Raw genomic sequence first — 23,006 nt, forward strand, 5'->3', positions numbered from 1 at the left:
CGAACCCACATCCGTGGTGACCACGGAACCGTCCACGGATGCCGATCCGGCTGTGGACACGGGACCAATTCCTGCAAACTTGGACGATGCAGACAGCAGAAGTAGAGATCTCGCCTCGGGAAGCCGAGGTGCTGGAACTGGTCGCGGCCCATTTCAGCAACGCCGAGATCGCGGCACGGCTGTTCATCTCCGTCCGTACCGTGGAGAGTCACGTCTCCTCGCTGCTGCGCAAGCTGGAGGTGCCCGACCGGCGCGCGCTCGCGCGACGCGCGCCCGAGCCCGCGGACGGCGCCGCCGCGCCGTCGCATCCGGCACCCGTCCTGCCCGCCCCGCTGACCTCCTTCGTCGGACGGACGGGCGAACGCGCCGAGCTGGTCGAGCTGCTCAGGACGCATCGCCAGGTGACCGCCGTCGGCCCCGGCGGAGTGGGCAAGACCCGGCTCGCGCTGGCGGTGGCCGCGGAGGCGGCGGGCGACCACCCCGACGGTGTCTGGTTCGCCGACCTCGTCCCGGTCACCGACCCCGACCTCGTCGCCACCGCGGTCTCCGGGGCGATCGGCCTCGGCGAGCAGCCGGGCCGCGACATGACGGAATCCGTGCTCGCCGCGCTGGCCGACCGCCGTGCGCTGCTCGTGCTGGACAACTGCGAGCACGTACTGGACGGGGTGGCGCTGCTGGTCGAGCGGCTGCTGGCCGCGTGCCCCGGGGTGACGGTGCTGGCGACCAGCCGGGCGCGGCTGATGGTGCCGTTCGAACGGGTGTATCCGGTCCCGCCGCTGTCGCTGCCCGCCGACGGCGAGTCGGACGCGGTCGCGTTGTTCATGGACCGGGCCGCGGCGGTGGGCCGTCCGCTCGACCCCGAGGTGCGTGACCAGGTCGCCGCCATCTGCGAGCGTCTGGACGGGATGGCCCTCGCGATCGAGCTGGCCGCCGCCCGGTGCCCCACGCTCGGGCTCGACGGCATCACCGCCGCGCTGTCCCACCCGCTGCGGATGCTGACCGGCGGCTCCCGCGCCGACGAACGGCAGCGTTCCGTGCGCGGGGCGCTGGACTGGAGCCACGCCCTGCTGGCGCCGGACGACCGGGCGCTGCTGCGCCAGGTGTCGGTGTTCGTGGCGCCGTTCACGGCCGCGGCGGCGGCGGAGGTCGCCGGGGGCGAGGAGGGCATCGTCGCCGAGGGACTGGCCAGGCTGGCGGAGCAGAGCCTGCTCGTGGTGACCGCGTCGGCGGGCCGGACCGAGTACCGGGCCCTGGAGACCATCCGCCAGTACGCGATGGAACGGCTGTCCGAGGCCGGGGAACTGGCCGCGACCCGGTCCCGTCACGTCGGCTGGTGCCTGGCCAGGGCGGCCGAACTCGCGGTGACGCGGGACGGCTGGCGGGCCCGCTTCGACGCGGTGGCCGACGACCTGCGCGCCGCCCTGGCATGGGCGGCCGACCAGCAGGACCGGCGCGCGGACGCGTACCGCCTCGCCGCCTGCCTGGCCGAGCTGGCCTTCACCCGGCACCTGATCGGCGAGTCCCAGGGACGCTACGAGCAGGCCGCCGCGCTCGCCGACGACGCTGCCGCCGCCGCGTCCATGCTCCGGCAGGCCGCGGCGGTGGCCGGCTGCCGGATGCACGGCGACGACATGTACCGCCTCTACCACGCGGCCGCGGACGCCGCCCGCCGCGCGGGCGACGCCGCCGGCGCCGCCTGCGACCTGGCGACCGCCGCCGCCCACGCCTACCGCTTCTCCGGCAAGTTCGTACGGGAACTGCCGCAGGAGGAGCTGCTCGCGTGCGTCGCCCAGGCGCGGGAGACCGCCGGCGACGACCCGGCGGCCCGGGCCGCGGTGGCGCTGGCCGAGGCCGGTCAGGCGCTCACCGAGCTCGCTGATCACCTCGACGACGCCACGGTCCGGGGGACGATCGCACGCGCCGGACACGCGGTCGAACTGGCTCACCGCACGGGTGACCCGCTCGCCGAGTCGGCCGCGCTCGACACGCTCACCTGCGCCCAGAGCTGGGCCGGCGACACGTTCGCCGCGGCCGGCACGGCCCGGCGCCGGATCACGCTGCTCTCGTCCGCGCCCGGCACCCCGGCCGCCACCCACGAGCTCGTCGAGGCGCTGGGCGAGGTCATCGAGGCGTTCCTCGGCACCGGCGACCTGCCGGGCGCCCGCCGGTGGGCGCGGCAGCTGGCGGACCATCCCCTGCTGTCGGAGGTCGGCGATCGCGCGACGGGCTGGCTGCTCGTGGCCGACGCGCTGGCGGGCGACGTCGAGGAGGTGCCGGCCGGCAGCGTCCGGTTCCTCGACGCGTGGCAGCGGGCCGGCAGCCCGGCCAGATCCGTCCTCGGCCCGCCGGCGGCCGCGGTGGCGATGACCCACGCGCTGCGCGGCGACCACGACGCCGCGCGCGACTGGCGCGCGGTGCTGGCCCGGCTCGACCCCTCACCGCGGAACACCCACGGCTACGGTGCCGTCTTCGACGCGATGCTGCTGCTGCACCAAGGGCGGGCGGCGGAGGCGCTCGACCGGCTGGCGCCGGAACCGCGCGAGGTCTGGCAGTGGGTGACCTGGATCTGGCATCACTGGTACGTCGCGCTGCGCGCCGAGGCCGCCGTACTCGCCGGCACCCCCGACGCCCACGACCGCGTCGCCGAGGCCCGGACCGTCGTGTCCGGCAACCCGGTCGCCACCGCCCTGGTCGACCGAGCCGCCGCCCTCCTCACCGGCGACCGGAAGGCACTACTGGAGACAGCAGCCGCCTTCACCACCGCCGGCTGCCCCTACCAGTCCACCCGAACCCTGCACCTCGCCGACGCGACCACGACCGCGAGGTGATCTCGTGCCCCTCACCACCGAGGTCTACCGGACCCCGGCCGGCCAGCAGGCCGTCGCCGAGTGGTGCGCCGCGCGGCTCGACCGATGGCCGGTCGCGCACGAGCGGCAGCTCATCCCCACCAGCGCGGGCGAGACCCACCTGACCACCGCCGGGACCGGCTCGGACCTGGTCGTGCTGCTGCCGGGCACCAACGCCAACGCCGCCACCTACCTGCCGCCGGCCGCCGCGCTAGCGCGGCGCGGGCCGGTCGTCATCGCCGACCTGCCCGGCCGGCCCGGGCTCAGCGCCGCGAGCCGTCCCCGCCGCGACCGCCTCCAGTGGTACGGACGCTGGCTGGCCGACGTCCTCGAACAGATCGGCGACCGCCAGGCCGTCGTGCTCGGCCACTCCCTCGGCGGGGCGATCGCGCCGGCCTGCGACTCGCCCAGGATCGCGGCCCGGGTCCTGGTCTCCACCGGCGGCCTGACCCGGCTGCGGGTCGGCCCGGCGCTGCTCGCCGCCACCATGAGCTGGTTGGCGCGCCCTACCCCAGCCCGCAGCGCGGCCCTGCTGGGCCACTTCGTCGCACCCGGCCACACCGTGCCGTCCACGCTCGTCGACTGGTACACCCTCGTCGCCCGCCACTGCCGGTCCACCCTCGCGCCACCACCGCTACCGGCCGAGACGCTGCGGCGGTGCGGGGCCGTACCGTGCCTCGTGGCCACCGGCGAGCACGACGTCTTCCTCCCGCCCCGGCGCCTGCGCCCAGCGGCCCGACGCCACCTGGCCACCGCGCTGCACGTCATCCCCGACGCCGGACACCTCGTCACCGACGAACACCCCCACCGGATCACGGCCCTACTCGACGAGATCCCACCCCGCCCCTGATCAGGTGAGCCGGCCGCGCTTGGACGCCATGACGATAAGGTCGCGTTCATGGCAGATTGGGAGCTTCGCCCGGCTTCGGCGGCGGACGTCGAGAGGGTGGCGGAGCTGCGGGCCGTGGTGCTGAGGCCGGACCTCGAACGCCTCGGACGCTACGACGAGCAGCGCGTACGCCGGCGGCTCCGCGACGGGTTCGCTCCGGAGCACAGCTGGCTGATCACGGTAGGCGGCTACTTCGCCGGCAGCGTCGCCCTGCGTCCGGACGGGGACACGTACTGGCTCGAACACTTCTACCTCACCCCCGAGACGCAGGGCGCGGGAATCGGCTCCGCCGTCCTGCGCCACCTCCTGGACCGGTGCGACCACGAGCACACGCCGGTCCGCCTGAACGTCCTGCAGGGCAGCCCGGCCCGCCGTTTGTACGAACGCCACGGGTTCACCCCGGAGACCCAGGACGAGGTGGACGTCATCATGCTCCGCACCCCACCCCCGGCAGAGAAGGGCACCTCGGACGCGCGCTGACCCGACGAGCCCGCCCCAGGCTCATGCTCGACTGGCCAGGCGCATCCAGTCGCGCTGCTCATGGCTGCCGGCTGGTTCCAGCTCGTGCGTCTCGTGCGATTGTGGGTTCGCTGCCGGTGAGGAGTGCTTCGGCGACCGCCGTGCGGGCGTACAGGACGTATCGGCCCGTGCGGTGGGCGGTGCAGAGGCCGGCGCGGCGTAGCGCGGTGAGGTGCTGGTTCGTGCCCGCCTCCGACAGCCGCAGGCGGGCGGCGAGGGCCCGGGTCGAGGCGGGCTGGGTGAGTTCTGCGAGCAGCCTCGCCCTGGTCCTGCCGAGGACGGCGGCCAGCGCGGCGGGCACGTCGCCGTCGCCGCGCTCCCACAGCGTCGCGATGCCGGGCGGCGGGTAGCGGACGGCGGGCTGCCCTGGCGGCGACGTCACCGAGAAGATGCGTGGCCAGCTGAACACCGACGGCACCAGCAGCAGTCCGAGCCCGCGCAGCGGCCTGACCCCCGACACGTACGCGTTGGGCAGCCGCAGCGTGTGCCCGTTCCAGCTCACCGCCGGGTCGAGGTCGGCCAGCATGCGTCGCACCCCACCCGCCGCGAGCAGCCGCGCGCGGCGGAGCACGTCACCTTCGAGCAGCCCGGCGACGCGCGGCCAGTAGGGGGCCATCGCCGCCTCCCAGTAGTCGGCGATCTGCCGGGCCAGCACCTCCAGCCCCTGGTCGGGGTCGGCGTAGAGGAATTCCGTCCGTTTCGTCAGCGGCACGCCCCACCCGTCGAGGTCGTCCCTGACCCGATGGGCGAGACCCCGCATGGTGGCCAGCTCGACCTCCAGGTCCGGCACGGCGGTCGACGGCGGCGGGCACACGAACCCCACGATCGACACCGTCGGAACCGGCACCAGATCGGACAACAGCCGCCAGTCGACGTCCGCCAGCCGCCTGCGGACCTGGTCGGCCCACGGCCTCAGCACGGCGTGCGCGGCGGGGTTCTTCAGCACCCGCACGCTGGCCACGACCTCCCAGAGCGGCGAGATCGCGAAGCGGGTGCTGGCGATGTCCTGGGCGGTGAAGGCGAGTTCGAGGCCGATCGATTCGCTCCTGACGTGATTCATGGCGCGATGTCCCGATGGTTGCCCATCGTGTGCCTCATGACAAGGACGAACCTTCTGCGCGACGCGGCCTTCCGCAACGTCTACCTGTCGAGCTCTGTGAGCGCGTTCGGCAGCCAGGTCGGTTACGTGGCGCTCCCGCTGGTCGCCGTCCTGGCGCTGCACGCGGGTCCGGGCGAGGTCGGCCTGCTCAGCGGGCTCGGCACCCTGGCGGTGCTGGTGGCCGGCCTGCCCGCCGGGGCGTGGGTGGACCGGGTGCGGCGGCTGCCCGTCATGATCGCGGCGGACCTGGCACGTGCCGCGCTGTTCGCCTCGGTGCCCGTCCTGTGGTGGGTGGGTGAGCTGACGATGGGACAGCTGTACGCGGTGGCGATCACCGCCGGGATCTGCACGCTCTTCTTCGACGTCGCATCCCAGAGCCTGGTGCCCCAGCTGGTCGGGCGCGAACGGCTGACCGCCGCCAACTCCTTACTCGTCGGCACGAACGCCGCCATGGACATCTCGGGCCGGAGCTTCGCCGGCGTGCTCGTCGGGGTGGTCGGCGCACCGTCGGCGATCGCGCTCGACGCGCTGAGCTACCTGTGGTCGGCAGCCTTCCTCGCACGCCTGCGCAGCCCCGGCCCGCCGCCCGCCGCACCGGGTGAACGCGTTGCCCGGCGCATCGGAGACGGCCTGCTGTTCGTCTTCGGCCACCCGATCCTGCGGGCCGCCCTGCTGCAGGGCACGATGGTGAACCTCGGCTTCCCCCTGTACGCCGTCCTGTTGCCCGTTCTGCTGGTATCCCAGCTGGGTCATCCCGAATGGGTGCTCGGGGCGTACCTTTCCATCGGCGGGCTCGGGACGCTCGCCGGCTCCGCCACTGCGCATCTCGTGGGCAGGCGGCTCGGCAGGGGCCGCGCGGCCTGGATCGTCAGCCTCATCACCACCCCGGCGGCGCTCGTCGTCCCGTTCGTCGGCGACGGCGCCTGGACGTGGATCGCCGCGGCGGGGTGGTTCGTCCTGACGTATCGGACGGGGTTGAACAACGTGCTGCTGGTCAGCTTCCGGCAGGAGGTCACGCCGGACGCGATGCTGGGCCGGATGACCGCCACGACGCGCCTGCTCCTGATGGGCGCGGTGGGGGCCGGCGGGCTGCTCGCCGGCCTGATCGGCGAGGTGTGGGACGTACGGACGGCGATGTGGGCGGGGGCGGCGTGCATGTCGCTGAGCTGGCTCCCCATCTTCCTGTCCCCCCTCAGACAACACCACTGAGCACAGCACCACTGAGCACGGCACCGCAGGCCCACAACTCCCGCCCTTCGACGGCCGTTCTTTCCCGGCCGCCCGTGCCACTCGCGGGGAGGGCCCGTCCCACGCGCCGACGTGACGAATGCCGTGGCGAACGGATTCGCCACGGCATTCGTCATCTTGCGGACGGGAACGACCTTCTCGACCGCTGGTCGTGATGCTGGAAACTGCTTCCGGCGTCAGAGCCAGATGCGCTCGCGCTCGTCCCGGCCGTGACTGTCACGGGTGTCGCGCATGCGGTCCTGGCCCTTCTCGCTCTGGAGCCACCAGTCGTTGTCACGGGTGTCGCCGTCACGCTCCTGGCCCCACTCGTCCTGGTCCCAGTCGTTGCGGCCCCACTCGTTGCGGTCGAGCCCGTCCTCCTCGCGCCCGTCGCGGTCCCACTCGTTGCGGTCGAGCTCGTTCCGGTCCCAGCTGTTGCGGTCCCACTTGTCGTGGTCGCGCTTGTTCTGGTCCTCACCGTCGAAGATCCACTCGTTCCGGTCGCGGCCATCCTGGTCGCGCCCGTCACGGTCCCACTTGTTGCGGTCCTCGGCGTCGCGGATCCACCTGTTGCGGTCCTCGGCGTCGCGGATCCACCTGTTGCGGTCCTCGGCGTCGCGGATCCACTCGTCGCGGTCGAGCCTGTCCTCGGCGCGCCCGTCCTGGTCGCTCCGGTTCTGGTCCCACTCGTTGCGGTCCCAGCCGTCATGGTCGCGTCCGTCGTCGCGCCACTTGCCGTGGTCCACCTTGTCGTGCTCGACCTGGTCGCGGCCGGACTCCTCGTGCCACCTGTCCTGCTGCCACTCGTCGAACTTCTCGCGATCCGCCTCTTCGTGGTGCCGGTCCTCGTGGGCCTGCCCGTCGAACCCGTCGTGGGCTACCTCGCTACCCCGGTCATGGTGCCATTTTTCGTATTTGCCGAAGATGAGGTGGCCGTACAGGAATTCCCCGCGCTCGCCGTCTTCGCGATCCCAATTGCTGGAGGCGCTGTGGTCCTGCTTGTCCGACTTTTCCTCGTGGTGACCATCGTCGTGGTGCTCGTGGCCGTGGTGGTTCCTTGTGTGGAGATTTGACCAGAGAGGTCCGCAGATTGGCGGAAAGAGCATGAGGCAGCCCACGCCCATCCCGGCGTTGGCGGGAACGGCGCCGGCACTCGTCGCCCCCTGGGCGGCCGGTGCGAAGAGAAGGCCGGCTGCGAGAGCAGCCACGGGGAGCGTGGCGACACGCCTGCAACGCAGACGCGACCGCTGGATTTCAGTGTTCACGTGCCTTTTTGTCCATTCGTGGGATCGACTGTTGCGGTGGCATAAGGACCGAAACAGACATACCCAGAAGGATCATCTCGGTTAACTTAATGAATCCAAACAACCCGCCAAGCATAATCACCCCAAAAACCCCATCCCCCAACAAGGATTTTAGGCTTGTTTGCGTGACACACCCCGTCCAACAACACCTACTTCCATCAATTCCCATTCAGCCGCCTATAACCGACGCAGACCCCGTACCATCCCGAAAACCACCCCCACCGACCGCGCGTCGCTCGCTCTGCGACCTTCCTCGCTCCGCCCAAGTACGCGAAGATCCCGTACGGCCCGTCATACGGCGAGCAATCATGGCGAATGAGGAGATGAAGGACGATGGGTGACTTCTTCGAGCGAATCATCGACATCGAGGTGACCGCCGAGGCGGCCGGAGCGCTCGCCGACCAGGCGGTCGACTGGATGGTTGCCGAAGGCCTCATAACCCGCGAAACATCCAGCATCGGGATGTACAGCCTCCAGGTTGACAAGGGGTACAAGCCCGGCCCCAACTGGGAACAGGCCTGCGCCGACAGGGAGGACCCGCGGTGGCGTCCGGGCCCGGTCGCCGTCATCGTCGGACGGGACCAGCACGTCGGAGGCCAGGGCTCGGACGAGGCCGACTCCGCGACCTGCCCCCGATGCGACGCGAGAACCGTGATCATCAACTACCCGGAGGAGTGGGAGCCCGACGAGGAGGCCTGGCAGCCGTTCAGCGACGCCATCGAGAGCTGGAAGGAGACCGGCGAAGGAAGCGTCACCTGCCCCTTGTGCGGAGCATCCGTCCCCGTCACCGAGTGGCGGTTCGGGTCCGGCTTCACCCTCGGAGCACTCGCGTTCGACTTCTGGGGCTGGCCACCCCTCAACACCCGCTTCCACGCGGAGATGAGCGCCCGCCTGGGCCACGCCATCGAAACCCAAACAGGCAAGTTCTGACACCCACGGTGGTGCAGTCAGCGACCCGAAAAATTAAAGTCGACTCCAACTATGGAGTTCAGTTAAAGTTCTTCTCATGTCCGAAGGGCTACGGGAACGCAAGAAGCGCGAGACGCGGCGGCACGTCAGGGAGACGGCCCTCGGGCTGTTCGTCGAGCGGGGCTTCGAGCACGTCACGATCGCCGAGGTCGCAGCGGCCGCCGGGGTGTCGGCCAACACCGTCTACAACTACTTCGAGACCAAGGAGAACCTCGTCCTGCCGCCCGACGAGGCGTCCCCCCAGCGGCTCGCCGACATGGTGCGCGGTCGCCGGCCGGGCGAAGGAGCCGTACCGGCCGTGCTGCGGACGCTGCGCGGCGAGGTGCGGAGCCGCGACCGCAAGCTCGGGCTGACCGACGGATTCGGCCGCGTCCTCGAGATGATGCGCGCCGCGCCCACGCTGACGGCCAGGCTCGAGGACCTCGGCCGGCAGATGACCGACGCGCTCGCCGCCGTACTCGCCGAGGAGACCGGCGACTCCCCCACCGCGCCGCTGCCGCGCGTGGTGGCCGCGCAGGTCGGCGCCCTGCATTCACTCGTGTACGCCGAGATCGGCAGGCGTACGGCCATCGGCGAGGAACCCGACACCGTCGCCGCGGCCGTCCTCGACATCCTCGGAGCCGCCGAGGAACTGCTCGGCGGCCACATCCTCACCTACGCCCGCGGAAAGGACCCACAGTGTTCAGAGTGATCATCTCCGGCAGGTTCGGCGATCTCGACGACGCCGGGCGCGCGGCCGTGCTCGCTGCGTCCGAGGTGGCCTTCACCGAACAGGGGGCCTTCACCCACGACGCCACCCTGTCGGCCTTCACCTTCCGCTGCCAGGTCCCGGCCGGTCCGGACGACGGCGAACAGGACGCCGCCCGACGCGCCCTCGCCGCACTCGACGCCTACGAGCAGCCGTACGACGTCCTCCGCGTCGCGGTCACCGACATGCGCGACATCAAGCCCCGCCGCCGCCCCACCCGCTGACCATCCGGTCAGACCCTGATTCGACCTGCCCTGGGGACGAACATCCATCCCAGCCGCCCAGTGATCATGCCGGAGCTCGAAAAAGCCCCGTGCTCGGTCTTGTCGGAGGCGTCTGCCAGAGTGGCGCCATGACGCCGCGAGTTACGGAGTTCCTCCAGATCACCAGCCCACACGAGGTGTCCTCCGAACTGCGGCGGGAGATGGTCGAGTGCTGGGTCACCGTGAGCAACGCCGGAGGGGCAGTCGGTTTCCCCTTTCCGCCCGTCGGCTTCGACCAGGTGGCGGCGGTGTTCGATCAGATCAGCACCGGCCTCTCTCCACAGAGCAGTCGATTCCTGGTGGCCCTCGTCGACGGGACGCTCGCGGGCTGGCTGAACGTGCGCAGAGACGTCAACCCGCTGATCGCGCATTGGGGCACGGTCCACCACGTCCAGACGCACACCGGCTTCCGCGGCCGAGGCATCGGGGCCGCGCTGATGCGCCGCCTGCACGACCTCGCGCGTGAAGAGATGGGTCTCGAACAGCTCCACCTCGCCGCCCGGGGCGGGACGGGGCTCGAAGACTTCTACGGACGACTGGGCTGGAAGGAGATCGGCCGCTGGCCCGCCGCCCTCCGCCTCGGCCCAGGCGACGACCGCGACGAGATCCTGATGGTGCTCGAACTCTGACCACATCTGACGGTGGATGAACAGCCAGAAGACGCGCATGGGCGAGGCGTAGACTGCGGGCATGAGCGCGATGCGTGATGAGCTGCATGCTCTGGTCGATCGGCTTCCGGAGGACCGCGTCCAGCCGGTTCTCGCGCTTGTCCGCGAGAACCTGGAAACGGCCAGGCGCCGTGAGCGAGCGCTCGCCGTCATGGAACGGGTTCAGGAGCGAATGCGCGGTGTGACCGGCGTCGATGACGAGCTGGACCGTCTCCGGGAAGGCGCGCGTGGCTGACGCGTACGTTGTTGATACCGGCGTCTTCCTACGGTGGTTCGTCGATCAGACTGGCTTCGAGCAAGCCCGCAAGATCCGGGACGACTTCCTGCACGACCGGGTGAGCCTGGAGACGGTGGACTTCGCGCGGATTGAGGTCGCCGGGGTTCTGCGTAAGAAGGGCCTGCTCACGGGCCGGCTATCCGCAGATGAGTTCATCGCGGCCGTTCGCGTCATTGACGAACTCGGAGTCCTGGTCCACCCCGTGGACGCCGACCGGTTGGAGCGAGCCGCCGCGCTGGCGGTGCGGTTGACGTTAGGCATGTACGACGCCGTCTTCGCGCAGCTTGCCCTCGATCGAGAGATTCCGCTGCTGACCACGGACGCGAAGCTTCACCGGGCGCTGGAAGGTCTCGTCGAGACTGAACTTCTCAACGATTCACGCTCCGAGTGAGCGACGCACGCCGTTTCACTCGGAGCGCGTGACCAGCGCTGTGAGCTCGGGAACTCTCCCCCTGCCTGATCGTCGTGGTGGCTACTCGGGCAGTCGGGTCTTGATGCTGTGGCGGGCGCGGGTGAGGAATATGGGGTCGCGGTAGAGGACGTACATGTCGTTGGCGAGGTGTAGGGCGGCGTTCAGCTCGAAGGCGAGTTGGTCCGGTTCTTCCTGGGACGGGATGCGGCCGGTCGCCAGTGCCGCGGTGCACATGTCCTGCAGGCCGCGGAGCCAGTCGCTCTGCAGCAGCAACAGCCGGTCGTGCACCGCGCCCTTGCGGGTGTCGAACTCGGCCAGCGTGGAGGCGAAGAAGCAGCCGCCGGGGAAGCTGTCCCGCTCGACGTAGGAGACGAAGTTCTCGCATACCGCCCTGAGCCGGGCGACCGGGTCGGCATGGGCGAGGGCCGGCCGTACGATGTCGCGCTCGTAGATGGCGAACGCCACGTCGATGGTGGCCAGTTGCAGCTCTTCCTTGGAACCGAAGTGGGCGTACAGGCCGCTCTTGCTGATGCCGACGTGCTCGGCGAGGACGCCGATGGACAGGCCGTCGAGCCCGACGACGGTGGCCAGCTTCGCGGCGGCGTCGAGGATCGCGTTCCGGCTGCGGATGCCGTCCGAACGAGGTCGCGTGCTGGGTGGCATCCCAACATGGTACGTCCGCGTTCGGACGCTGGATCTGTGACCGATCACACCGATGTCGTCCCAGGTGAGGGTGCTTGCCGTCTGCTACAAATAGCACGATCGGTCGTTCTTTTTACGCCCCAAGGAGATGACATGGACAACCCGACCCTGCTGCTCGTGCACGGAGCCTGGCACCAGCAGGAGACGTGGCGGACGCTCGTCCAGCACCTGCCGTACGACGTCGACGTCCGTACCGTGCAGCTGCCGTCGAGCGGGCCGGTGCCCCCGTCCGAGCTGGGCGACCTCTACGACGACGCGGACACCGTCCGGGCCGCGGTCGAGGCCATCGGCCGCCCCACCGTGGTGGTGGCGCATTCGTACGGCGGTGCGCCGGTGAGCCAGGGCCTTGTCGGGGCCGACACGGTGCGGCGGATCGTCTACCTCGCCGCCTTCCAGCTCGACGTCGGCGAGTCGATGGATTCGGTGGTCGGCGAGCGTCCGTACTTCTGGGGAGCGGATCACTACGACGAGGGCTGGTACGAGATGACCGATCCCGTGAACATCTTCTACCCGGACCTCGAGCCGGAGGCGGCCAAGGCGGCGGCCGACGCCCTCGTACCGCACTCCGTGGCGTCCATGTCGCAGTCGCTGACCCAGGCGGCCTGGCGCACCATCGACAGCACCTTCATCCTCACGGCCAAGGAGCCGGGCTTCGTCTATGAGCCCCTGACCCGGCGTGCCCGTCGCGTCAGGAACATCGACACCGGGCACTCGCCGTTCCTGTCCAAGCCGGGAGAACTGGCCGGGATGCTCATGAACGAGATCGCGGAGGCCGCCGCGGGAGACCGCTAGGCCACCGGCACCAGCGTCAGGTAGACCAGCCCGAGGACCCCGCGGTAGCCGGTCAGGTACGAGGCGCGATGCCGGTCTGCGTCCGCGCGCATTTCCGCGGCCTCGGGATGGTCGGGGTTGGCGGCCAGCCACACCTCGATGTCGGCGAGGTAGCCCGCCTCGAACTGGTCCCACTCTTCCTGGGACGCGACTTCCAGCCACTCCACCCGGAACCCGGCCCGCACCGCGGCCTCGACCATGCCGTCCAGCGGAAGATGGTCGTCGGGCTTGGCGCCCGGCCACATCCGGGCCAGTTCGTCCGGGTGCGGCCGGCGTTCCCAGAAGCCTTCGCCGTACAGCACCCGTCCGCCGGGGTTGACCAGCCTGCGCAGTTCCTTCAGCGCCTCGCCGAACTGGTCGGGCGCCGGGGCGTCGCTGAGCGCCTGCCCGGAGCCCACGCACAGCACCACGTCGGCGGGACCGCGCCGGGTGCCGGCGGCGGACTCCTCCAGGAACTCCATCCGGTCGGCGAGGCCGCGGTCGGCCGCGAGGGTACGGCCACGCTCCAGGTCACGGGCGAGCAGGTCGATGCCGACGCCCGTGGCGCCAGGCGCGGCGGCGAGCAGCCGGAGGCTCAACTCGCCCCAGCCGCAGCCGATGTCCAGCACGCTCTTCGGATCCGTCGCGGCCAGGCGCGTGACGAACCCCGCGGCCCGCTCCTCACCCAACGGCCCGTGGAAGGTCAGCCTGCTGACATGCGTCGGGGGCAGCTGGTCGCCGGTCGTCTGCTCAGTCATGATCGGCAACCCTAGCCACGGTGGACATCCCGACGCACCGCATTTAATCCTCGCGCGACATCTGCGGCGTCGTACCAGCGGGCCGGAAGCTGACCCGCTGGGGACGGCTGCCCAGCTCAGGTGGTGACCCGGGCCAGCACGATGCCACCGACGATCAGGGTGAGCGCCGTCAACCTGCCCGCCGACACGGCATCGCCGTTGACGACGATGCCCAACGTGATCGCGCCGACCGCGCCGATGCCGGTGAAGACGGCGTATGCGGTGCCGACCGGAAGCGTGTTCATCGCCTGGGACAGCAGCCACACGGCGGCGGCCATCAGCGCCAGGCAGACCAGCGTCGGCAGCGGCCTGGTGAAGTTCTGCGTCGGCTTGATGCTCTGGGACCAGGCCACCTCGACCAACCCGGCCAGAGCCAGGATCAGCCAGTTCACCGGGCCGCCTCCTTCAAGGCCGCCGCCAGCGACTGTTCGTGCTGCTCGCGCAGGTGGGCGATCGAGGGGTCGATGCGGGCGTTGACCAGTTCGGCGTGGATGAAGGTGACGTCCTCGACCCTGAAGTGGCCCCTGAAGAAGTCGCGAAGGTAGCGCTCCTGGTGGTCGTACGACTCGCGGGGCGTGCCGGGACCGTACGCGCCGCCGCGCGCGCTGGCCACCACGAACGAGCGGCCTTCGAGCGACATCTTGGGGAAGGTGATCTGGTCGAGCCAGGCCTTCAGCGCCGACGGGATCGAGTAGTTGTACATCGGCGTGCCGATGAGGATGACGCGGGCGGCCACCACCTCGTCGAGCAGGGGCTTCACGACGGCCCAGGCCTCGCGCTGGGCGGGGGTGCGGGCCGCCTCCTGGTAGCGGGAGATGTCGGTGATCTCGTGCTCCAGGATGTGGTCGCACAGCTCGGTCCAGGCCTCACCGATGTGCGGCACGGGTTGCGCGGCCAGGTCACGGTAGACGTAGCCGGCCCCGGGGTGAGCGGCCCGCCAGGTCTCGGCGTACACGCTCGACAGCCTCCGCGAGAACGACGCGCGGCGGGCGCTGGCGTCCAGGTGCAGCAGCATGAGCTCTCCTCGGCGCAGATAAGTGGACACTGTGTCCACATCATAACCGGACGATGCGTCCACATACAATCGGGCGTATGGAGCGAGCCGACGCCGCGCGCAACCGCGCGCGCATTCTCGAGGCGGCCGCGCTGCTGTTCGCGGAGCGGTCCCCTCAGGACGTGACGATGGACGACATCGCCAAGAAGGCCGGGGTGGGCCGGGGCACTCTCTACCGCCGCTACCCCGACCGGGCGTCGATCGCCGTGGCGCTGCTCGATGAGCACGAACGGGACCTGCAAGAACGCCTGCTGCGCGGCGAGCCACCACTGGGCCCGGGGGCGCCGCCCGCCGAGCGACTGGCCGCCTTCTACGCCGCCATGGTGCGCCTGCTGGAGGACCACTCCCATCTGGTGCTCGGTGCGGAAGTGGGCCGCTCACGCTTCGAGACAGGCGCGTACGGTTTCTGGCGCGCCCACGTGCGCGCGCTCCTGAGCGCTGCCGGCACACCCGACCCGGACGCGCTGGTCGAAATCCTGTTGGCCCCCCTGGCTCCCGAGGTGTATGAGTACCAGCGCACGGTGCTCGGCCTCACCCCGGAGCAGATCGCTCAGACGCTGGCGAGGCTCACCGCGGTTCTCGGCAGGTCTCAGGCGGAGAGGGGTCAGGAATGATCAGGTACACGGACGACATGCATGCGGTCGAAGCCGATCAGTTGCAGGGGTTCTTCGTGGGTTGGCCTGCGCCGCCGTCGCAGGAGAAGCATCTTGCGGTGTTGCGGGGCAGCTATCACGCGGTCGTCGCCCTGGACGATGACGACAGGGTCGTCGGTTTCATCAACATGATCAGCGATGGCGTCCTGACCGCGTTCATCCCCTGGCTCGAGGTGCTTCCCGAACACCAGGGGCAGGGGATCGGCGAGGAGTTGGTCCGTCGGGTCTTGACGGCTGCCGAGAATCTCTATTCGGTCGACCTGCTGTGCGATGCGGAACTCCAGCCGTACTACGAGAGATTCGGCATGCGGGCCATCCCGGGAATGGGGCTGCGCCATTGGGGGGCGCTTCAGGCTTGATCCGGGTGCGGTGCCGTCGACCGGAAAACTGAGTGGCGCAGCATCACCTGGCGGCAGTTCACTGGTGCGACCGTACGCCAAGGGAGTCTTTCAGTGATCGCGATTTCAGCCGCTTCCGGTGCGCTCGGCCGCCTCGTCGTCAGCGCTCTGCGCACCCGAGCAGAGGTGGTTGCCGTGGTGCGTGATCCCGAACGGGCTCCTGAAGGCGTTCCGGTACGGCGCGGCGACTACGACGACCCGGCAAGCCTGCGTGAGGCCTTCGACGGGGCCGCCCGTCTCCTTCTCATCTCCTCCCCTGAGCTCGATTCCGCCCGCAGGATCAAGCAGCACCTGGCCGCCGTGGCCGCCGCCGAAGACGTCGGCGTCGGCGTCGGCGCCATCGTCTTCACCAGCTTCCTCGGAGCCGATACCGTCGCCACCGGCATGACCGAGGCCTATCACGCCACCGAACAGGCCATCCTTGACAGCGGTCTGCCGTACACGCTGTTGCGTCATCCCTTCTACAGCGACGCGTTCGTCCCGCAGATCTCCGGCGGAGAAATCACCAGCAGCACCCAGGGCCGCGGCTTGAACACGGCATTCCGGTCAGACTTGGCCGAAGCGGCAGCCAACGTGCTGACCGGCGATGGGCACTGGGGCCAGGCGTACGACTTCACCGGCCCTCTGTGGAGCTATCCCGAGGTGGCGGCGGCGCTGGAAGTGACCTACCGCGAGGTGCAGGACGCCGGCCCGGGCCCCATGAGCTGGATCTCCGCCCAGGTGCGCGCGGGCGCGTTGGAACGACAGACCCCTGACCTGGAGCGAGTGCTCGGAAGGCCCGCCAGAACGGTCATTTCTCATGCCCTGGAACAGTCACAGGTTCTCTGACGACGAAGGCTCTGACGCCGCGTGTCGACCCGCGTGTCGACACGAGCCCGGCAGAACCCGGCACCAGTGATCTACCGTCGGACTCGCCTGCCATTGGTGCACTGCCACGGGTTCAACCGCCCCCATCTTGAGGATGTCACCGTGCCGACTTTCACCGCCCTGGACGGAACCGAACTCGCGTATCACGTTGCGGGTGCGGGCGAGCCGCTGCTCTGCCTGCCCGGCGGGCCGATGCGTGCGTCGGTCTACCTGGGCGATCTCGGCGGACTGTCGAGTCACCGTCGGCTGGTCATGCTCGACCTGCGCGGTACGGGCGACTCGGGCATCCCCGCCGATCCCGCGACGTACCGCTGCGATCGGCAGGTCGCCGACGTCGAGGCCTTGCGCGATCATCTCGGTCTTGACCGCGTCGATGTTCTCGCGCACTCCGCGGGCGGTGACCTCGCCATCCTGTACGCGGCCCGGCATCCGGAGCGCGTCCGCACCCTCACGTTGGTGACGGCCCGCGCCCGGGCGCTGGGCGTCGACTTCACCGAGGAGCATCGCCGGGAGGCCGCTGGTCTGCGCGCGGCCGAGCCCTGGTTCGAAACCGCACGCCTCGCGTTGGATGCCGTCCTGGCCGGCACGGCGACCGACGCCGACTGGGACGCCGCCGCCCCGCTTTTCTACGGCCGTTGGGACGCGGCAGCTCAGGCGCACGCCGCATCCGACGTCGAACAGAGCAACGAGGAGGCCGCGGATGTCTACGCGTCGGCCGGCGCCTTCGACCCGGTAGCCGCCCGTGCCGCCATCAGTGCGCTGGACGCGCCGGTCCTGGTGCTCGCGGGCGAATGGGACGGGGGCCCGCTTCCCCGCGTCGCCGCTACCGTCGCGGACATGTTTCCCAGGGCCGAACTGGCCGTTCAGGCGGGTGCCGGCCACTTCCCATGGCTGGACGACCCCGTCCGCTTCGTGCAGACCGTCACGACATTCCTGAGCCGGCATACCCGAGGGTGAGCCTGTCGTGAGTGGTCGACCTGCCGCCCTTGACGGCACGACCTGCGTGATTCCTGCGCAGGACGCGACGGCCGTACGGGCAGGCGGCTGCTCAGCAGGCCCGGCCGTGCGCCTCCACGGCGAGGTCCTGCCAGTCGTCCCACAGCTTGAGGCGGTCGGCGTAGGCCTGCTGGATCATCGGGTAGAAGCCCTGGCCGAGGAGCACCCGCAGGGGCGGGTGGTCGGCGTCGACGATCCTGAGGAGTGCCTGGGCCGCGGCGGCCGGGTCGCCGGCGGGGAGCTTGCCCGCCATCCCGGCCAGGGCCTTCCGCGCCCGGCACCCGCAATGGGACCTGCGCATCCGCCACGTCCCCTTCATCGACCCGTTCGCGGCCCTCCGCGAGGCCAGGGTGGACGTCCTGGTCACCTGGTTACCCGTCGAAGAACCTGATCTCGTCGTGGGGCCGGTCCTCTTCACCGACCCCCGTTACCCTTCAACGACTTCGAACCCCTGACGTACGGCTTGGTGTGGCGCGCCGAAACCCCCGCCATCCGCGCCCTCGTCCGAACCGTACGAGACCTCGGCCCACTCCACCTGTGAGCTCCCGGACGTTGTCCGTCATAGGGGATGCATCCCAGAGCCGGAGAGCCTGACCCCATTGCATACTTCTGCGATGCATGACTACGCCGATTTCTTCGCCCGAGGACGTGACGCGCTCCTTGAGGGGAAGGCCGTGCACGAATCGCCGCCCGTCGAAGGCGGGACCCGTTGGGGGGCCTCTGCGGTCCTGCGGCCGACTGGCCCTGTCCTTGAACGGTTGACGGCCTTGGCCGCGTCCGTCGGGGAAACCGCCGACCCCGGTCACTGGGTACATGGACCGAAGACTCTCCATTTCACCCTCCGGTCGCTGGAACGCCACCGCCGGGTTGTCCCGAGTGATGATCCGTACCGTCTGGCCTATGCGGCCTCGTTGGATGAAGCCGTTGCGGGGTCGCCTCCGATCCGGATCGAGTTGCGCGGAGTCAGCCCGCATACGGGAGGCGTGCTCGCCTTCGGCCACCCCGTTGACGACAGCCTTGTGAGCCTCCAGAAGCGTTTCGCCCAGTCACTGGACCGTCGCGGAGTGGGCGCTTTCGAGTCCTGGGCACGTGACCGCTGGTACGTGAGCTTGATGCATTTCGCTGCGCCGGTGACCAACCCGAAGGCGATCGTGGCATGGTGCGACGAACATGCCGACGTACGCATGGGCCTGGCGGAGATCAAGGCAGCAGAGATCGTCCAGCCGGTCCACACCGGCGTCGGCATACGTATGGAAACCCTGGAGCGAGCGATTCTCGTCTGAAGTGCCAGGAGAACCTTCGCGGTATCGCCGGCCGCCCGTTAGGATACGACTGTATCCATTCGGGAGATGGGGTCGCCATGCGCATTCCTGACCGGCCGTCCGCCTTCACCAACGACTCTGCCCGTGACAGGTACTACACCGTCTACGACCGAGTGTTCGGCGAGCTGTGGCCGGTGCCGGTGGACGCCGTCGATGTGGAGACCAGGGCCGGCACCGTGCGGACCTACCGGGCCGGGCCCGCCGAGGGCGATCCCGTGGTCCTCGTGGCCGGCGCCGGCGGGAACGCGCTGTCCTGGCACCGCTACATCGAGCCGCTGGCGCGCACGCGCCCGGTCCTCGCCGTCGACCCTCTCGGCGAGGCCGGACGTTCGGTGCAGACAAAAACACTCGCGAACGGCGCCGTGGTCGGCGGCTGGCTCACCGACGTCCTGGCCGCGGTGGGAGCCGAGCGCGCGCACCTGGCGGGTTTCTCGTCCGGCGGCTTGATCGCGGTGGAACAGCAACTCGCCGGGGGCGGCAGGGTCGCGGCGCTGACGCTGGTCGATCCGGGCGGCTTCGCGCCGATAACAGGGCGATTCATCCGGTGGGCCACCGTCGGTGCTGTGGCGTCCGTGCTTCCTCGCGCGTTGCGACACCGTGTCGCCGGGGCGGCGAACCACGGCGAGCTGCGCGAGGACGGGCTGATGGAGCTGCTGCGGGCCGGGTGGTCCTTCCGGCGGCGCGTCCTCATCCCGCCCCCGTACACCGACGAGCAGATACGCGAACTGTCCGTGCCCGTACAGGTGCTGCTGGGCGCCCGCAGCGCGCTGCATGACGCGCGGGCGGTGGCCGCACGGCTGGCCGACATCGCGCCGTCCTGGCGCGTGGAGATCGTGCCCGGCACCGGACACTCGCTGCCCGTCGAAGCTCCCGACCTGGTCGCCGAGCGGATCCTCACCTTCCCCGGAAAGTAGGTCATGGGCGTGCCCCGACAGGTGGATCATGATGAGCGGCGGCGCCAGCTGACCGAGGCGCTGCTGCGCATCGCCGGCACCCGCGGCCTGCAGGCGGTGTCGATGCGTGAGATCGCCGCCGAGGCCGGGGTCTCGCTGCGCGTCGTCCAGTACTACTTCACCAACAAGCAGGCCCTGCTCGAGTCCGGCCTCATCGAGCTGGGCGCCCGCGGCCGGCGCCGAGTTCAGCAGCGGGTCGCCGACGCGGCGTCCACGCGAGATGTCTTCGCCGCCGTCCTCGGCGCGATCGTGCCCTCCGACGAGCAGAGCCGCCTCGACTCCATGGCCTGGACCGCCTATTACACCGCCGCCCTCACCGACCCCGCACTCGCCGCAGCCGGACTCACCCTCCCCAACGCGCTGGAAGACTTCCTCACCGTACGGCTGACCGCCGCACAGCAGGCCGGGGACGTATCCCCTGACCGCGACCCGCGCACCGAAGTCGCCGGCCTCCTGGCTCTGGCCAACGGCCTGACCTCCGGCGTCCTCAGCCGCCAGCGCGACCACGAGGCCGCCACCAAGATCATCGATTACCACCTGGCCCGCCTGTTCGACCTCACGCCTCGCAACCTGGCCCACAAAGCTCAAGCAGGTACGGACTCAGCTGCCGATTGACCGGGCCTGCTTCGCCAGAGCTTGACCAACATGGCGGAAGCGGGGCGGGCAGAATGCCGTCCATGATGGATGCGAATGTGGTGCTGCGACTGTTGGCGCTACTACGTGACGGGGGATGCGAGATCTGGGTCGCCGGTGGATGGGGCATCGATGCCCTGATCGGCAAGGTCACCCGTGAGCATCGCGACCTTGACCTGTTGCACCGCGTCGAGCAGGAACCGCTCCTGATCAAGAAGCTGGAGTCCGCAGGGTTCATCGAGCAGCCCGATGCCCAGCCCGGCCGACCCGCCCGGTTCGTCATGAAGGATCACCAGGGTCACGAGCTGGACCTGCATCCACTGCGGTTCGAGGCGGACGGCTCCGCCGTCCAGCAAGCCAACGATCACGGCGGCACCTTCCACTACCCTGCGGACGCCTTCACCACGGGCATGATCGAAGGTGTCCCGGTGAACTGCCTGTCGGTCGCTCAGCAGGTCGCCTTCCATCAGGGGTATGAGCCCAGCGACCGAGACCGTCATGACATGGCCCAGCTGCGCACGGCATTCGGTGTCGCCACCCACTTCTAGCAACTCGTTCCGCGGTCGTCCGCCGGTCGCGTCGAGTCGTCGTCACCGGGCCCAGGTGCACGGTGGCGCGTGATAGGGGTGAGGAGTGGATCGAGGCCTTGTCGATTTCAGCGGTGAGTTGTTGCGCAAGTAGGGCGGCTTGGGCGTCGCCGGTGTGCAACCCGCGGACAGCGGCGTTCCTCACGCAAGCGTGCTCTTCGCGAACGCGGTGGGAGGATGAGAGGTAGGATAAGGAGTATGAGTGAGCCTACCGGCAAGTACTCGATCACCATGCCTCGTGACATCGCCGAGGCAGCCCGGTCACGAAGCGGCCCTTCCGGCCTGTCCGCCTACGTTGCCGCCGCCGTCGCCCGCCAGATCGAGCGCGACAACCTCAACGAACTCATCCAGGTTGCCGAGGCCGAGCACGGCCCCATCTCCGACGACGAGGTCCAGGCACTGCGCGACCAACTCCATCAGGCCCGGCGGGGACAGGCCGATGGTGGGGCGGCTGCGTGACCCGTTCTCCCGCTGCTCCCGGCGGCACGCTTGTCCTCGACAGCGACGGACTGGCCAGGGCCGTCCTGCGTGACCGTACGGTCACCGCATGGCTTGCTCTCGCCCGTGCCGACGACCTTCGCGTCATCACCTCCGCTGCCACCCTCGTCGAGGTGGTGCACCCCCGCGTCAACCGGCCGGCCCTGGAGTGGACACTTTCCCGCCTGGTCGTCGAGCCGGTCACCGAACCGATCGCCCGCCACGCCGCCACGCTCTTGTCGGACGCCAACCTGCACGGACACAAGTACGCCATCGACGCCATGCTCAGCGCCACCGCCCTCGCTGCCCCAGGGCCTGTCACGCTCCTGACCTCCGACCCCGACGGTCTCGCCGCCCTCTGCGGCGCAGGCGTCACTGTCATCAAGGTCTGAGTTCCCTGCCGTGCAACCACTTCATGAGAACGTGAGCAGCGTCGGCGGGGCGACGGACGATCAAATCTTGAGCACTGTTCGGATCGGCGACCTCGTCTCGGGGACGATCACGGAGGTGGGACGTCTCGGGGCTTCGGTGAAGCTCGACGGGCGCCTGGGCCAGGTACCGGCGGACATCGGCCCCCTGGACGTCTCCTGGTGTCGCCGGCCGGACGAGGCCGTACAGGCCGGCCGGCGCGTCATCGCCGAAGTCATCGCTGTCGACCCGGATCAGGCAAGGATCCGCCTGTCGATGGCCGCGACCGAGAACCCCGAACTCTGGACCTTCCTGAAAGGACTCCGCCCCGGTGAGGTACTCAGCGGTGTGGTAGCGGATGTACAACCGTTCGGCGTGTTCGTGGCGCTGGACGATGGGCCGCCGCATCCCGTCCATCCGGGCGTGGGGTTCGTCACCGTTCCCGAGCTTTCCTGGCGGCGTTTCGACGACGTCTCCGAAGTCGTCAAGGTAGGGCAGCGGGTCATCTGCTCCGTCCTGTGCTTCGACACCACGAACGGCGAAGCCAGGCTCTCCCTTCGCGCACTCGAACCCGACCCCTTCCAAGGGTTCGCCGAGACAGCCCGCGAGGGACAACAGCTCACCGGAACGGTGACCGAGCTCGTCCCCTTCGGCGCCTTCGTCAGGGTCGCTGAAGACGTCGAGGGCCTCGTTCACCTGGACGATCTCGGCCCAACCCCGGTCGAGACCCCCGATCAGGTCGTTCAGGTCGGCGACCGAATCAAGGTGGCCATCATCGGCCTGGATCGCTCTCGCCGCCGATTATTTCTGTCCCGCCAGAAGGCTGCTTCTGAATGACAGTGTGCGCTCTTCCTTGAACGAGAAGCGGCAAAGCCCCACGTCGTCAACCTCCCCTTGCGCCGCCAGGTGGACGCCATCAATACTCGGCGTAAATTGCGGTAGAAGGCCCTGGTCTCCTTCAGCTTCTCGCACAGCAGAATCGTGTAGTCGAGATCACGGATGTCCTTGAAGCTCGCGCTGGTCATTCCGCCGGCGGCCACAGTTTCCGACACTTGCAGATTGGCGTGCCGGTGCCCTCATGTCCCCGCAACGGTCAGGGGCGACCTGCGGCGCGAGGACGGGGTCATG

31 protein-coding genes are annotated in these 23,006 nt (G+C 69.8%); 24 read left to right on the forward strand and 7 right to left on the reverse strand.

The features are described 5' to 3' along the window. Positions 1–86: 86 nt before the first annotated feature. Genes BLR04_RS22625 through BLR04_RS22635 form a run of 3 tightly spaced genes read left to right on the forward strand, consistent with a single transcriptional unit; the run spans position 87 to position 4,215 of the window. Positions 87–2,828, forward strand: coding sequence for an ATP-binding protein (locus BLR04_RS22625; RefSeq protein WP_090768738.1), 2,742 nt, complete (start codon positions 87–89; stop codon positions 2,826–2,828). Between the two features lie 4 nt (positions 2,829–2,832). After that, a complete protein-coding gene (locus BLR04_RS22630) occupies positions 2,833–3,696 on the forward strand; it encodes an alpha/beta fold hydrolase (RefSeq protein ID WP_090768739.1) in 864 nt (287 codons plus the stop codon). 48 nt (positions 3,697–3,744) lie between these two features. Then, positions 3,745–4,215: a GNAT family N-acetyltransferase gene (locus tag BLR04_RS22635; RefSeq protein WP_090768741.1), complete on the forward strand. Its 471-nt coding sequence runs from the start codon at positions 3,745–3,747 to the stop codon at positions 4,213–4,215. A gap of 58 nt (positions 4,216–4,273) precedes the next feature. Here the strand turns inward: BLR04_RS22635 and BLR04_RS22640 are convergent, their stop codons facing one another. Continuing rightward, on the reverse strand, positions 4,274–5,314 hold the full coding sequence (locus BLR04_RS22640) for an ArsR/SmtB family transcription factor (protein ID WP_090768744.1): 1,041 nt from the start codon (positions 5,312–5,314) through the stop codon (positions 4,274–4,276). 36 nt (positions 5,315–5,350) lie between these two features. Here BLR04_RS22640 and BLR04_RS22645 point away from each other — a divergent pair, with 36 nt between their 5' ends. Further along, entirely contained in the window at positions 5,351–6,562 is a 1,212-nt protein-coding gene (locus tag BLR04_RS22645; RefSeq protein WP_090768746.1) for an MFS transporter, read from the forward strand. A 215-nt stretch (positions 6,563–6,777) separates the two neighbouring features. Here BLR04_RS22645 and BLR04_RS22650 read toward each other — a convergent pair whose 3' ends face one another. Next, positions 6,778–7,326 carry a hypothetical protein gene (locus tag BLR04_RS22650; RefSeq protein ID WP_090768749.1) on the reverse strand — a complete coding sequence of 183 codons (549 nt, stop codon included), beginning with the start codon at positions 7,324–7,326 and terminating at the stop codon, positions 6,778–6,780. Positions 7,327–7,332: 6 nt separating this feature from the next. Here BLR04_RS22650 and BLR04_RS22655 point away from each other — a divergent pair, with 6 nt between their 5' ends. The 7 genes from BLR04_RS22655 to BLR04_RS22685 all read left to right on the forward strand — a co-directional run bounded on the left by BLR04_RS22655 (position 7,333) and on the right by BLR04_RS22685 (position 11,200). Next, positions 7,333–7,653, forward strand: a complete 321-nt coding sequence (locus BLR04_RS22655; protein ID WP_090768751.1) for a hypothetical protein — start codon at positions 7,333–7,335, stop codon at positions 7,651–7,653. Between the two features lie 564 nt (positions 7,654–8,217). Further along, positions 8,218–8,814, forward strand: coding sequence for a hypothetical protein (locus BLR04_RS22660; protein WP_090768753.1), 597 nt, complete (start codon positions 8,218–8,220; stop codon positions 8,812–8,814). Between the two features lie 76 nt (positions 8,815–8,890). Then, positions 8,891–9,544: a TetR/AcrR family transcriptional regulator gene (locus tag BLR04_RS22665; protein ID WP_090768755.1), complete on the forward strand. Its 654-nt coding sequence runs from the start codon at positions 8,891–8,893 to the stop codon at positions 9,542–9,544. Next, positions 9,532–9,825: a DUF6204 family protein gene (locus tag BLR04_RS22670; protein ID WP_176903227.1), complete on the forward strand. Its 294-nt coding sequence runs from the start codon at positions 9,532–9,534 to the stop codon at positions 9,823–9,825. Before BLR04_RS22665 ends, BLR04_RS22670 begins: the two co-directional genes overlap by 13 nt. Before the next feature lie 128 nt (positions 9,826–9,953). Continuing rightward, entirely contained in the window at positions 9,954–10,493 is a 540-nt protein-coding gene (locus tag BLR04_RS22675; protein WP_090768759.1) for a GNAT family N-acetyltransferase, read from the forward strand. A 61-nt stretch (positions 10,494–10,554) separates the two neighbouring features. Continuing rightward, entirely contained in the window at positions 10,555–10,767 is a 213-nt protein-coding gene (locus BLR04_RS22680; RefSeq protein WP_143022148.1) for a hypothetical protein, read from the forward strand. Beyond that, a complete protein-coding gene (locus tag BLR04_RS22685; RefSeq protein WP_176903228.1) occupies positions 10,760–11,200 on the forward strand; it encodes a type II toxin-antitoxin system VapC family toxin in 441 nt (146 codons plus the stop codon). The genes BLR04_RS22680 and BLR04_RS22685 overlap by 8 nt, the downstream gene beginning before the upstream one ends. Before the next feature lie 81 nt (positions 11,201–11,281). On the opposite strand, the gene BLR04_RS22690 is transcribed toward BLR04_RS22685, so the two are convergent. Beyond that, positions 11,282–11,884 carry a TetR/AcrR family transcriptional regulator gene (locus BLR04_RS22690; RefSeq protein WP_090768764.1) on the reverse strand — a complete coding sequence of 201 codons (603 nt, stop codon included), beginning with the start codon at positions 11,882–11,884 and terminating at the stop codon, positions 11,282–11,284. 132 nt (positions 11,885–12,016) lie between these two features. Between BLR04_RS22690 and BLR04_RS22695 the strand changes: the two genes are divergently transcribed. After that, on the forward strand, positions 12,017–12,715 hold the full coding sequence (locus BLR04_RS22695; RefSeq protein WP_176903229.1) for an alpha/beta hydrolase: 699 nt from the start codon (positions 12,017–12,019) through the stop codon (positions 12,713–12,715). Here the strand turns inward: BLR04_RS22695 and BLR04_RS22700 are convergent. The 3 genes from BLR04_RS22700 to BLR04_RS22710 all read right to left on the reverse strand — a co-directional run bounded on the left by BLR04_RS22700 (position 12,712) and on the right by BLR04_RS22710 (position 14,545). Further along, a complete protein-coding gene (locus BLR04_RS22700; RefSeq protein WP_090768816.1) occupies positions 12,712–13,491 on the reverse strand; it encodes an SAM-dependent methyltransferase in 780 nt (259 codons plus the stop codon). The genes BLR04_RS22695 and BLR04_RS22700 overlap by 4 nt on opposite strands. Before the next feature lie 116 nt (positions 13,492–13,607). After that, entirely contained in the window at positions 13,608–13,922 is a 315-nt protein-coding gene (locus BLR04_RS22705) for a DMT family transporter (protein WP_090768768.1), read from the reverse strand. Then, on the reverse strand, positions 13,919–14,545 hold the full coding sequence (locus tag BLR04_RS22710) for an FMN-dependent NADH-azoreductase (protein ID WP_090768770.1): 627 nt from the start codon (positions 14,543–14,545) through the stop codon (positions 13,919–13,921). Before BLR04_RS22710 ends, BLR04_RS22705 begins: the two co-directional genes overlap by 4 nt. Positions 14,546–14,622: 77 nt before the next feature. Between BLR04_RS22710 and BLR04_RS22715 the strand changes: the two genes are divergently transcribed. The 4 genes from BLR04_RS22715 (at position 14,623) to BLR04_RS22730 (ending at position 17,459) form a co-directional block, all read left to right on the forward strand. Beyond that, the gene (locus tag BLR04_RS22715) at positions 14,623–15,198 is read left to right on the forward strand and encodes a TetR/AcrR family transcriptional regulator (RefSeq protein WP_176903230.1); all 576 of its coding nucleotides are present in this window, start codon (positions 14,623–14,625) and stop codon (positions 15,196–15,198) included. Then, the gene (locus tag BLR04_RS22720; protein WP_090768772.1) at positions 15,195–15,596 is read left to right on the forward strand and encodes a GNAT family N-acetyltransferase; all 402 of its coding nucleotides are present in this window, start codon (positions 15,195–15,197) and stop codon (positions 15,594–15,596) included. Before BLR04_RS22715 ends, BLR04_RS22720 begins: the two co-directional genes overlap by 4 nt. A 93-nt stretch (positions 15,597–15,689) precedes the next feature. Next, positions 15,690–16,463 carry an NAD(P)H-binding protein gene (locus tag BLR04_RS22725; protein WP_176903231.1) on the forward strand — a complete coding sequence of 258 codons (774 nt, stop codon included), beginning with the start codon at positions 15,690–15,692 and terminating at the stop codon, positions 16,461–16,463. A gap of 141 nt (positions 16,464–16,604) precedes the next feature. Beyond that, positions 16,605–17,459 carry an alpha/beta fold hydrolase gene (locus tag BLR04_RS22730; RefSeq protein ID WP_090768822.1) on the forward strand — a complete coding sequence of 285 codons (855 nt, stop codon included), beginning with the start codon at positions 16,605–16,607 and terminating at the stop codon, positions 17,457–17,459. Positions 17,460–17,550: 91 nt separating this feature from the next. Here the strand turns inward: BLR04_RS22730 and BLR04_RS22735 are convergent, their stop codons facing one another. After that, positions 17,551–17,799, reverse strand: a complete 249-nt coding sequence (locus tag BLR04_RS22735; RefSeq protein ID WP_176903232.1) for an SDR family oxidoreductase — start codon at positions 17,797–17,799, stop codon at positions 17,551–17,553. On the opposite strand from BLR04_RS22735, the gene BLR04_RS42815 reads away from it, so the two are divergent. The 8 genes from BLR04_RS42815 to BLR04_RS22770 all read left to right on the forward strand — a co-directional run bounded on the left by BLR04_RS42815 (position 17,741) and on the right by BLR04_RS22770 (position 22,715). Beyond that, a complete protein-coding gene (locus BLR04_RS42815; RefSeq protein ID WP_425413446.1) occupies positions 17,741–17,953 on the forward strand; it encodes a LysR substrate-binding domain-containing protein in 213 nt (70 codons plus the stop codon). The genes BLR04_RS22735 and BLR04_RS42815 overlap by 59 nt on opposite strands. 159 nt (positions 17,954–18,112) lie before the next feature. Further along, positions 18,113–18,781 (forward strand): hypothetical protein, encoded by a 669-nt coding sequence (locus tag BLR04_RS22740; RefSeq protein ID WP_090768774.1) that lies wholly within the window; start codon positions 18,113–18,115, stop codon positions 18,779–18,781. 77 nt (positions 18,782–18,858) lie between these two features. Continuing rightward, on the forward strand, positions 18,859–19,734 hold the full coding sequence (locus BLR04_RS22745) for an alpha/beta fold hydrolase (RefSeq protein WP_090768776.1): 876 nt from the start codon (positions 18,859–18,861) through the stop codon (positions 19,732–19,734). Positions 19,735–19,743: 9 nt separating this feature from the next. Beyond that, a complete protein-coding gene (locus BLR04_RS22750; RefSeq protein WP_090768823.1) occupies positions 19,744–20,388 on the forward strand; it encodes a TetR/AcrR family transcriptional regulator in 645 nt (214 codons plus the stop codon). A gap of 62 nt (positions 20,389–20,450) precedes the next feature. Then, a complete protein-coding gene (locus tag BLR04_RS22755; protein WP_090768825.1) occupies positions 20,451–20,954 on the forward strand; it encodes a nucleotidyltransferase domain-containing protein in 504 nt (167 codons plus the stop codon). 237 nt (positions 20,955–21,191) lie between these two features. After that, complete coding sequence (locus BLR04_RS22760; protein WP_090768777.1) at positions 21,192–21,452, forward strand: CopG family transcriptional regulator; 261 nt, start codon at positions 21,192–21,194, stop codon at positions 21,450–21,452. Continuing rightward, entirely contained in the window at positions 21,449–21,862 is a 414-nt protein-coding gene (locus BLR04_RS22765; RefSeq protein WP_090768779.1) for a PIN domain-containing protein, read from the forward strand. Before BLR04_RS22760 ends, BLR04_RS22765 begins: the two co-directional genes overlap by 4 nt. A 31-nt stretch (positions 21,863–21,893) precedes the next feature. Then, entirely contained in the window at positions 21,894–22,715 is an 822-nt protein-coding gene (locus tag BLR04_RS22770; protein ID WP_090768781.1) for a S1 RNA-binding domain-containing protein, read from the forward strand. Positions 22,716–23,006: the final 291 nt, after the last annotated feature.

This window comes from Nonomuraea maritima, assembly GCF_900100395.1.
In the GTDB taxonomy this organism is placed as follows: Bacteria; Actinomycetota; Actinomycetes; order Streptosporangiales; family Streptosporangiaceae; genus Nonomuraea; species Nonomuraea maritima.